This window comes from Psychromonas sp. SA13A, from assembly GCF_011378715.1.
In the GTDB taxonomy this organism is placed as follows: Bacteria; Pseudomonadota; Gammaproteobacteria; order Enterobacterales; family Psychromonadaceae; genus Psychromonas.
The window spans coordinates 82550-93431 of record NZ_WTKU01000017.1 but is presented as its reverse complement, the minus strand read 5'-3'; the positions used below and the strand labels follow the sequence as shown (position 1 = coordinate 93431).

The 10882-nt window shown below is 37.3% G+C and carries 10 protein-coding genes and 1 rRNA gene; 5 read left to right on the top strand and 6 right to left on the bottom strand.

What is annotated here, in order from left to right; genetic code table 11:
- Positions 1 to 147 precede the first annotated feature (147 nt).
- The 3 genes from rrf to GQR44_RS14345 all read left to right on the top strand — a co-directional run bounded on the left by rrf (position 148) and on the right by GQR44_RS14345 (position 4157).
- A 5S ribosomal RNA gene (gene rrf / locus GQR44_RS14355) occupies positions 148 to 263 on the top strand.
- Positions 264 to 1112: 849 nt separating this feature from the next.
- On the top strand, positions 1113 to 2771 hold the full coding sequence (locus GQR44_RS14350) for a putative transporter (RefSeq protein ID WP_166372437.1): 1659 nt from the start codon (positions 1113 to 1115) through the stop codon (positions 2769 to 2771).
- Positions 2772 to 3011: 240 nt separating this feature from the next.
- Complete coding sequence (locus GQR44_RS14345) at positions 3012 to 4157, top strand: DUF3541 domain-containing protein (protein ID WP_166372436.1); 1146 nt, start codon at positions 3012 to 3014, stop codon at positions 4155 to 4157.
- Between the two features lie 137 nt (positions 4158 to 4294).
- Here GQR44_RS14345 and GQR44_RS14340 read toward each other — a convergent pair whose 3' ends face one another.
- Entirely contained in the window at positions 4295 to 6175 is a 1881-nt protein-coding gene (locus GQR44_RS14340; RefSeq protein WP_166372435.1) for a methyl-accepting chemotaxis protein, read from the bottom strand.
- A gap of 245 nt (positions 6176 to 6420) precedes the next feature.
- Here GQR44_RS14340 and GQR44_RS14335 point away from each other — a divergent pair, with 245 nt between their 5' ends.
- Complete coding sequence (locus GQR44_RS14335) at positions 6421 to 6816, top strand: DUF2391 family protein (protein WP_028868395.1); 396 nt, start codon at positions 6421 to 6423, stop codon at positions 6814 to 6816.
- Positions 6817 to 6950: 134 nt separating this feature from the next.
- On the opposite strand, the gene GQR44_RS14330 is transcribed toward GQR44_RS14335, so the two are convergent.
- Genes GQR44_RS14330 through GQR44_RS14315 form a run of 4 tightly spaced genes read right to left on the bottom strand, consistent with a single transcriptional unit; the run spans position 6951 to position 9232 of the window.
- Entirely contained in the window at positions 6951 to 7697 is a 747-nt protein-coding gene (locus GQR44_RS14330; protein WP_166372434.1) for an SDR family NAD(P)-dependent oxidoreductase, read from the bottom strand.
- Positions 7663 to 8097: a DUF393 domain-containing protein gene (locus GQR44_RS14325; protein ID WP_166372433.1), complete on the bottom strand. Its 435-nt coding sequence runs from the start codon at positions 8095 to 8097 to the stop codon at positions 7663 to 7665. The genes GQR44_RS14330 and GQR44_RS14325 overlap by 35 nt, the downstream gene beginning before the upstream one ends.
- Positions 8098 to 8144: 47 nt before the next feature.
- Positions 8145 to 8615 (bottom strand): DUF3429 domain-containing protein, encoded by a 471-nt coding sequence (locus GQR44_RS14320; RefSeq protein ID WP_166372432.1) that lies wholly within the window; start codon positions 8613 to 8615, stop codon positions 8145 to 8147.
- A 2-nt stretch (positions 8616 to 8617) separates the two neighbouring features.
- A complete protein-coding gene (locus GQR44_RS14315; protein WP_166372431.1) occupies positions 8618 to 9232 on the bottom strand; it encodes a flavin reductase in 615 nt (204 codons plus the stop codon).
- A 398-nt stretch (positions 9233 to 9630) separates the two neighbouring features.
- Here GQR44_RS14315 and GQR44_RS14310 point away from each other — a divergent pair, with 398 nt between their 5' ends.
- Positions 9631 to 10068, top strand: a complete 438-nt coding sequence (locus GQR44_RS14310) for a hypothetical protein (RefSeq protein WP_205963086.1) — start codon at positions 9631 to 9633, stop codon at positions 10066 to 10068.
- A gap of 149 nt (positions 10069 to 10217) precedes the next feature.
- Here the strand turns inward: GQR44_RS14310 and GQR44_RS14305 are convergent, their stop codons facing one another.
- The gene (locus tag GQR44_RS14305; protein ID WP_166372430.1) at positions 10218 to 10880 is read right to left on the bottom strand and encodes a DUF3299 domain-containing protein; all 663 of its coding nucleotides are present in this window, start codon (positions 10878 to 10880) and stop codon (positions 10218 to 10220) included.
- Positions 10881 to 10882: the final 2 nt, after the last annotated feature.

The following is a 10882-nucleotide window of genomic DNA, read 5'->3' as shown; positions in this document are numbered from 1 at the left end:
TATTTACATACAACATTGATTGATTTAGAACGATATCTATTAGTTTTCCTAAGAGTGTTTTTTTATTTAGAACCGCCAACGGACATTAACCAAAAGACGTTAATCTCCTCATGGCCGTTGAATAAAAAGACATTCAACGTTTTTATGCTTGACGACAATAGCGCTGTGGTACCACCTGATCCCATGCCGAACTCAGAAGTGAAACGCAGCTGCGCCGATGATAGTGTGGGGTCTCCCCATGCGAAAGTAGGTCATCGCCAAGCGCCTAATACGGAAAAACCCTGTAGACCCTGTCTACAGGGTTTTTTTCGTTTAGGGCTTTTGGTGGTGATGTCCTGCTGAGCAGGGGATAAATAAAGCGCCACGCAGTGGCCATCCTTCAGTGCGAACGTAGGGCGAATATCGCGACAGCGATGGTTAATGAGCAATCTCCACCCATCGCCAAGCGCCTAATTAAACGAACCCTGTTGAGTAATTTCGACAGGGTTTTTTTATGTCTATTGATTGATGACCTACGTAGAAAGTAGGGTGAGTTTGCCGACAGGCAAGGTTTACGAGCGGAGGAGCTCTGCGAAGACCATTCCACCGTCAAGCTTGCATAGTATTCAGGAAAAACCCTGTAGACTCTGTCTACAAGGTTTTTTTCGTTTAGGGCTTTTAGTGGTGATGTCCTGCTTTCACAGGGGATAAATAAAGCGCCACTGAGTTGCCATCTTTTAGAGTGATAGGTAGGGCTGGATTGATACTTCTACACTTTTAAATGAACGACCTTAGTTCTGGATGGTTGAAGTTCTTCATTCAATATTTGATCGATACACATCTTGTCTGCTATCGATTCAATAAAAATCAATTATGAGATCTGACCTTTGTTTTTGATATCTATTTATTCCCTTTGTAAATAGCAATAAGTAAGTGTGATTTAGATAGCTAATTATGATTAATAATAGACCTATTATACCTACCTATTAGTTTGATTTGATTGCCATTGCTTACTTTTTAACGATAACTTTTATCAATTAGCTTTACACTCTTTTCACTCTGTTCACTGATTCCAAATCGCATAAATAAATCTATTTTTATCGGTTTGGCTATTATTTATTAAAGGAGTTTTTATGGGTGAGATCGCACTATCTATTAGCATGTTGTCACTGGTTGCAGTGATCGGCTTATGGATAGGAAGTTGGAAAGTTTATGGCGTCGGGCTTGGTATTGGAGGGGTACTTTTTGGTGGCATTTTTGTGGGCCACTTTAGTACACAATACGGAATTGAACTTGATATGCATACTCTACATTTCATTCAAGAGTTTGGTCTAATCTTATTTGTTTATACTATTGGTATTCAGGTTGGCCCTGGCTTTTTTGCTTCGTTACGTAATTCTGGAATGCGATTAAATGGCTTTGCCGCTTTATTGGTCTTGCTTAGCTGTATTGTCACCGCTGTGTTGTATAAATTATTTGATGTTCCATTACCTATTATTCTAGGTATTTTTTCCGGGGCTGTTACTAATACGCCTTCATTAGGGGCGGGCCAGCAGATTATGGGAGAGCTTGGTGCTACATCCGAATTACTTGGGCAAACAGGTATGGGTTATGCAATAGCATACCCTTTTGGTATCTTAGGTATTTTATTTACAATGTGGATCATACGTTGGTTTTTCCGAGTAAATATTAATGAGGAAGCTGATTCTTTTGATAATCAGACTGGGAAAAAAAATTCTAATCTGAATTCAATTAATGTTGAACTTCATAATATTAATTTAGATGGTTTAATGATTAAGAATATTCCTATCATTAATAGTGGTCGTGTTGTTTGCTCTCGCTTAAAGCATGCTGACGAGTTGTTAATACCGACTGCGGGTACCATTGTTAAAATGGGCGATTTATTAAATTTGGTCGGCGATCAAAAGTCATTAGATGAAGCGCGTTTAATTATCGGTGAAGTGGTTGACGCCTCTCTCTCGACAAAGGGGACAAATTTGCGTTCAGTGCGCGTAGTGGTTACTGCCGATGAAGTCTTAAATAAAAAGATTGGAGAACTAAACTTAATTGAAACTTATGATGTGGTAATTTCAAGGCTTCATCGCAGTGGTATTGAGCTAGTACCCAGTAGTTCAATGTCGTTACAATTTGGGGATATTTTAAATTTAGTGGGGCGCCAAGATGCAATTGATGCAGTAGGGGCTGTTGTTGGTAATGCAGAGCAAAAACTGCAACAGGTACAGATGCTACCTGTGTTTATTGGAATCGGTTTAGGTATGTTAGTTGGTTCAATTCCTATTACTATTCCAGGTTTTCCGGTTGCCTTAAAATTAGGCTTAGCAGGAGGCCCTTTAATTGTTGCACTGATTTTAGCTAGAATTGGCAGTATCGGTAAGCTTTATTGGTTTATGCCGCCAAGTGCTAATCTTGCATTACGTGAAATCGGGATAGTTCTTTTTCTAGCAGTTGTTGGGTTAAAATCAGGCGGACAATTTTTAGAAACACTTACTGAAGGAGATGGACTTATTTGGATGTGTTATGGCATCGCAATTACTTTTATTCCCCTTCTTACTGTAGGTTTTATTGCTCGGATATTTACTAAAATAAATTATCTTAGCTTATGTGGAATGCTCGCTGGTTCAATGACTGATCCTCCAGCATTGGCTTTTGCTAATGGCCTTCACCCAACAAGCGGCGCTTCAGCACTTGCTTACGCAACAGTCTATCCTTTAGTTATGTTCTTGCGGATTTTATCACCGCAAATTATGGCATTATTGCTTTGGGCTGGTTAAAAAACAATGATGTTTAATCGTTAAGTTATATGTTTGTTGTATAAATAATATCGCTGACAGATAAGTTATCCTGTATTCAAAGACCATTAATTATTTAATGGTCTTTGTTTTTTTATAGAGATTGCGCAGCCATCGTATATTTTAATTAGCTTGATTAGTTAACTCGATTAATTGCTCACTTAATTAGTTGGGTTAATCAGTTATTTAAATGATGGTTAGCTAAGACAAAAAGGAAGTTGTATGAGATTTTTACATATTACCAGTTCTATTATTATCTCTTTGCTAGTTACTTTAAATGTATATAGTTCAGAGCCACTGCTTTCTATCAATGCGCCCGTTGTTGATATTCAAAATCAATTAACCACACGAACCACTAACCTTAATCCTAGCTTTGAACAGGATGCAGATTTAATTCGTAGTACCTATGAAGCACGTTTATATACTTTGCCTGCTTTTAAGTCTGGTCATTATGGCTTGAGAATGTACCGACAAACGCTTGATAATAAATATGCAGCTGCAATATGGTCGGACATGGCGCGAGTTGCCAGTCGTTTAAATTTTTTTGCTAACGAAGTGCATACACCGGAGCAGATCAGAAAGTATGCAGAGCAGCGCATTAAAGGCTATTTGGAGGAGGAAAGCGAGCGTAGTCGGTTACGTTATCAAATTACCAAGGAGATGCCAGAGTACCTTTATTTAGGTGTTGATTTACTGGGGTCAATGGCGCGTGCCAATGAGTATGGATTACAGCACCTTGAAAATAATAGATTAAAACAAATTATTCGCCGTTATGATTTTACTAAATATGCAACCAATGAGGCTATGATCAAAGCTTGGGCTGCACAATTAGCCAATCAAGTGTACTGGTTACGACAACTGGGCGAGCAGGATGTTGTAGAGGAGTTTATTACTACCTTTAGAAAGGTGTATCCTGATACGCTGGATAGTAGTTTATCAGAACAGCAATTTGGTAATAAAATTTATGGGTTAACACATATTATCTTCGCGGCATCTGCTTATTATCAGCATTCTGTTAGGGAACAAGATCACCAATGGTTGTTTGATTACTATCGCGATAATATTGATACTATTATTGCTCGAGCAAAAGAAGATGTAGTTGCGGAGGTTGGTATTAACTTCTTATTGGCTGGTTTAGATAATGATCCGGTGGTATTAAAAACTAGAAAAGTTATTCAGCAATCATTAAATCGCGATCAAGGTTTAGTACCTTCTGTAACCGGGGGAGTTGATTTGAAAAAAGGGGAACATCGTAATGTATTAGCTATTATGTTGCTTGACTGGAAAGGAGTGCATGCAGCACCAACAATCAGCCAACAACCCGAACTATTTCGTTCCAAGCCCTATGGTCTAGTAGCAAAGGACTAGTGTCTAAGTACATAGCAAATGAAATGATCCTTGAGTGCAGTGATAAGTACAATCCTTTATTTAAATATTACGTAAATAAACGCTACGCCCCAACTATGATAAGAATGATTATTGGGGCGAAGTGAAAACCTACCTCATTAGACCTTGAATTGCGTTAATTGCTTATCTTGTTCTTGTACTTGCTGTTTCATCAGTTGCGCACATTTAACTTGTTGTAAAGCGCCTTCAGATACATCTTGGCTGATATCTCTAATATTAGTCGTGTTACGATTTATCTCTTCAGTAGTGGCCGACTGTTGTTCTGCTGCCGCTGCTATCTGTAAGTTCATATCGCTAATTTGAGCGATTGAATTACGAATTTTTTCCAGTGCACCATTTGCTTTACTAGCTTCTTCAGAGGTACTTGTCGCGATTTCACGGCTCTCTTTAATATTAACCTCAGCTTTTCGCACACCTGCTTGTAACTGTTCGATCGTGGCGCGTATTTCGCTGGTCGACTCTTGTGTTCTTGAAGCAAGAGAGCGCACTTCATCTGCTACTACTGCAAAACCTCGTCCTGTTTCACCTGCTCGTGCGGCTTCAATTGCAGCGTTTAAAGCAAGTAAGTTTGTTTGTTCTGCAATACCAGTTATTACTGTCAGTATTGATTCTATATTATTACTAAATTGAGCAAGTTCAATGACAGAGCCGACAGCGATATCCATTTGTATCGATAGTTTGTCGATTGACGATGCTGCATTAGAGAATATTTGTACACCTGTGGCAGTTTCTTGATCTGCTATTGTTGTGGACTGAGCTGCTATCTGAGCATTGCCTGCCACTTCCATTGCACTAGAAGCCATTTCATTCATTGCTGTAGCAAGTTGATCTAATTCTGTTAATTGAAGACTTAGCTCTTTTGATGCTTTCTCTGATTCAGAACTTACTTGTTGCGTGCTCTGGTCAATATCCGATGCCAGATCTTTCACATTAACAATAATATTCTGTAAATTACCAATGAAAAGGTTAAATTGGGTGGCTACCTCACCAAACTCGTCACGGGAAATAATCGGTAAACGTTTAGTCAGATCACCATTGCCGCTATTTATCTCAACTAATGATTCAGAAAGGAAGTGTACAGGTTGTAATATTTTTCTCATCATTGCACCTAATAAAAGGATACTCAGTAACACTGATACCGTTCCTCCAATTAAGGTATTCATTTCCATCTTATTAGCGTCGGCCATTATAATACTACGGTCGACTACAACGCCGATATACCAATCCATACCACGTAAACCTTGTAAAGGTGTAAAGCGCACCCAAAGAGTTTTTCCATCAACCTGTATCTCTTGAATCTCTTTATGGAGCGGAAGTGATTTTCCCGCAAATAACTGTTGGTAATTGTTGCCGTTATTTTCAATATTAGGGTGGCTTATGATATTACCGTCTTTAGTTAGTAAAAAAGCATATCCTGCACCATTGAGAGTCAGCGTATTAAGGGAGTCCGATACAGTTTTCAAGCTTAAGTCACCACCAAATGCACCTTTGAACTGACCTTTATCTGTAATATTTGCAGTGACTGATATTAATATCTCTTTTGTTACTGAATCAGGGTAGGGCTCTGTAATTTGTGCCCGGTCCGAGGATTTAGCTAGTGTGTACCAAGGTCTTTTTCGTGCATCCCAATTTTCAGGGGCCCAATTGGGATCATTGGTGAGCCTTTTGCCATCAATTTCTAGCCCACCAAAAATAAGTATGAAAGCCTCTTTTAACAATGGAGCATCAAAGCTTTGTTGGATGGTTTCTGCACTAAAATCAACATCTATTGATTGTGAAGTTAAATCGATTATTTCTAATTTACCATTCAGCCAATTAGTTATTTGCAATGCAAGTGCATTACTGGACTCTTCAATAGCACTGCTTGAGTTATGACGTAATGTATCAGTCATCACTTTGTACTGAAAAATAGAGAGTAAACTGATGGCTACGATTAAAACCAATGAGGATGTAAGCACAACCTTGGCGGAAACTTTCATGGTGACTCCTGTCAAATATAAAATATGCTAATATTCTAGAAGTGATTCCTTGTTTTGCCAGATTCTAAAAAAGAAATATTGGATCTTTTTTGCTGCTATTTTATGGACATACGTACTTAATAAAAACTAGCGAAATAATTTAACGCTAAGTTGTTATCGATAAGTAAAGCGATGACTTTTGTTCAAGTATGTTATAACTTGATATTTCTTTATCTGTTTTAATAGGCAATAAGCTTAGGGTCGATATGAAATTTAGCTTTAATTTTGAAGATGCGAGTCAAATATTTGTAGGTGCTTTTGCGCTGGCGGTACCGATCTCTTTTTCTGAAGAAGCGTGGCGCTTAGGTGAAACTTTACCTCATACTAATCTGCTGATGTTATTAACCTTATCTGTTATATTTTTAACACTTTATACCTATGAAAGTGTTTTCCAAAAAGATATACAATCTAGAAAGTTAGTTTTTGTCTCACGTATTATTATTGCTTATATTATGACGGCTTTAGTGGTTGCATTAGTACTCTTTTGTTTAAATAAGTTGCCCTTCTTCGATGACCCATTGATCGCTATTAAACGCATTATTGTCATTACGATGCCTGCTTCAATGGGGGCAATTGTGGTGGATAGTTTTGATAAGGAGTAGCAGATACCCCTTAGATATAGATACTCTTAAATATAAATATCCGTAAAATATAGATACTTTCTTAATTCCTTCTTATTTAAAGACAATTTCAGTAGCGAACACAATGACAAGTGGTTATTGAACTCTCATCGTTGTTACCATGGTATCGCTTTGCCTTGCCAATCAACAAAACTTGCTTCGCCATCGATGTTAGTATTTTTCACCATTTCTAGAAGCTGTAATGCAACAAACTCACTGCTAAATAATTTATCTTCAGGCACATTTTTTTGGAAAGGTTTAGAAAGAGGTGTGTCGGTGGTGCCCGGGTGAAAAGAGATTAATTTAACGTTTTTAACTGTTCTTGAGAATTCTACGGCTGCGGATTTAATTAACATGTTTAGCGCTGATTTTGATGCACGATAGCTATACCAACCGCCTATATGATTGTCACTAATACTGCCAACTCGCGCACTAAATACAACGATTTTGCAGGCTTGTTTTTGATTCAACTTGTGTTTAAAGGTTGGGATTAAGTTTTTTATCCATAACATAGGAGTAAGCGCATTGGCTGTCATCACTTCATTAAATGCATTTTCTGTTAATCCTTGTAAACGTTTCTCCGGTGTAACTTGTTCACTATGTAATAAACCATGACAAATAAATACCTGTGATAATGGTGCCGTAAGTTTTTTATTTAAGTCTGTTATTGTTTTTTGTATCGTCGATTCCTGATAATCGGCCACTGAGAAAATATCACTATTGTTAAACATATCCTGCTGATAAAAATGACTATCACGGGTTATCACCATTAAATGAGACTGGTTAGTTTTTATTACTTCAACTGCAAGCGCTTTTGCAATACCACTGTTAGCGCCGATGATTAGTGTTGTTTGGTCTTTCATAGCAGGTTCCTTGTTCACATGTGTTGATACCTATTCCAAAGCGACGATGTATAAAGCTAGAAATAGGATAACGATATTTAGCGAGTATTAAGTAAGATGCATTAGCGACTTGCTTTATAACCGGCCATTGCAAGGGAGCAACGAGTCCACCTTTGCCTACCAATGTCCAAGCTCGGTGTGTCACTTCTAAACCTAGTAATAACTTTCCCTGATATTCCCCATGTAAAATAGCGAGTGCTTTAGTTACATTAATATGAGGAAAACGGGCTTCAAAATTATCCTGATGTAGGTCTTCTAAACTGATTTTATCAGTGAGATCTTGTTGCTTTAATCTTTGCATTTCTAAACTACACAATGGACATCTGCCATCGTAAAAAATCGTTAACTCTTTTGAACTCATCTTCTTATCCTTATTATTTGAATCTAAGCTTCTGTCGTCGCCTGTTGTTAATACCATAATAGAAGTGCAGTAACATGTGAAAGAACAACTAAAAGTGTCAATATTAATCTCATTTTTATATAGCTTGCTGTTAATGTTATTTGTTGTTGGAAACGTAGTAGGTATTCTGTGAACAGCAGCCCTACATAAGTAATAGGCAAAATAATTAACGCATAAAAAACGGGCATTAATAAACAAGCAAAGGCAATTAAACAAAATACATTACTGAGCAATTGCAATTTAACCTGTTTTTTCGATGTTTCTTTTTGCCATAACGTGCCGGACATAAAACTTAATATAATGGCACTATAAAAAACAAAAGCCTGTTGTATCGAAACAATAAGAGAGTGAGGTTCTAGTTGCTCGTTATTTACTATTTGGCTAAGCAACAAACAAATATAAAAAGGTAATAATCCTAAATAACCTAAGTAAGTAGATATTTTTTCAACAGCCTTATCTGCTTTGTTTATATCGCTCATAGCTAATCACCGTTAACACTTAATTTGCTACTGTTTTTATTTGGTTTAGCGTAGCTTAAACGAGACAGGCGGTGACTAGTATGATAGCTATCCAGTCCAGATATTGACGTGGTATGTAGTTGTTCAATATCAATATAACCATCTTCTTGAATCGCATCATGAGCACATACAACTAGCTTTATATCACCAATAATAAACTGAGTATTATTAAGTGGAATGGGGATTATTTGCTTCAGCTCAACGGCATATTTTAAAACACTCTCTTTTACAAAAGGTGCTTTTATAGGGGCGATAAAATGTGTCGATAAGCCCGTAGCCTCAAATTCACTTTGATGTTTAGGATAACGAGCAGAGGTTTGATGTGCTTGTTGATAGAAATCAGCAGATACTTGGTTGATTGTATACTCAGAAGTATTGATAATATTATCTAATGTGTGCCTATCGTTATTATCTGGACGCATTACAAACCCTACTAAAGCAGGCGAAGCTCCGAGATGAACGACTGAGCTAAACATCGCGACATTAGTATTGCCTTGTTTATCTTGCGTCGCTATTAGGTTGGCACTTTTAAAGCCTGATAAGCTATTAATAAACCGTGCTCTATCCCTATCTGGCATAGCTTTAAAATCACTGCTATCAAAATATTTAAAAGTGATAAATCTCTCCTTGCAAAGGTAAAGCAAAGTTAAATTTTTGCCTAACCTGAATATTTCATGTTATGAATTTCTTATGTATAGATACGTTAATGTCGCTTACTAAGATCTGCTTTGCTTAAAAATAATTTGATTTATGCTAATTTAATTTTCAATTAGGTTGGTGGTAGCTTTGGTGGTGTCATTGTTACTAAGAATTGTTACAAAGCATTCTTTATGAGGATTGTTGAAAGACCTTATTGAAAGGAATAGCTGAAAGGCATCCTTAAGTAGCGTTGTTAAGTTGGTTAACTATTGGGTGAATCAATACAATTCACTATCCTACCTGTATGGGTTTATTAAGAGTTAAATAGGATTACTCAATGAAAAAAATAATGAAAACAGTCTATGTATTAGCATTTTTTACTTCTTCGCTATTGGCTGCTGCAACCGATACAGAGACACCTTTTACTTCACTAGATTTTGCACAAGTTAGTAATGTAAGGGCAACACAGAGTCAAGATGGTAGTTGGTGCTTTGATACCCAAGTTAGACACAACGACCAAGGTTGGCAGCATTATGCAGATGCTTGGCAAATAGCGGACTTAAAAGGTAATGTATTGGCTATTCGAGAACTGGCACATCCTCATGATAACGAGCAGCCTTTTACACGCAGTTTATGTAATATCAAGTTACCTAAAGCATCAGAGAAGGTAGTGGTGAGCGCAAAATGTAATGTGCATGGCGTTGGCGGTCAATCTGTAGAAGTGGACTTAATGCTTGAAAAAGGTGAGCGATTTAGTATAACCAGAAGAGATTAGTTCAGGCTAAATTAATTATTGGATTGGTTATTGGATTGGTTATTAGACGGGTTATTAGATTTGCTATTAGCCGCTAGTCAGAATGTTAATAGGCTCAAAACCGTCGCAATTACTCTACTACGGTTTTGAGTGTTAACTTGTTAGCAATTTTAATGCGTTGCAATAAACTGTTCTACGATGGCATCTTCTAAACTATAAGCCATGCGCACTTGTTTTTTACCATCAACTAAATAAAGGTCTTTAACTTCCGGTGTGACTCGTAAAGTGCCCGTTATTTTTATTGGCATATAAGGAGAGCCAGCATGAACAGGTGTAGCTGCTTTCACGAATATTAATTGGTTCGCCGGAGGCACTGGTTTGTGTGAGCAAGCCCCAATGGTAGGAACTAGTAAAAACTCCGATACGGTCCCATTATCAAACTCAAGCGCCAACATATAACCAGACATCTGTATTTCTCTATTGGCTAACAAGTCATTAGTAATTAGGGCTGCTTTTTGACGTTTTTTCATAATAATATCGCGCTGCTCAAACATATACTCAATATTAATATTTTCTTTTATTAACTGAGCTTTAGCTTCTTCAGCTTCTTTGAGCATGGCATCAGTTATCTCATATAAAGGATATAAGGTTTTCATCTCTGTAATACGGCCATAAACAGATAGATTAAAAAGTTGATCATCTGTTAAAGCAGCAAAAGGGTCTTGATAAGGTTCAACTTTTCCCTGCAAGTCTTGCCAACCGATCTGCATCGGTTGAGCCTGAACCATAGAGGTTAAGATGATTAAAAATGGTATTAATAAATATTTTTTCATGC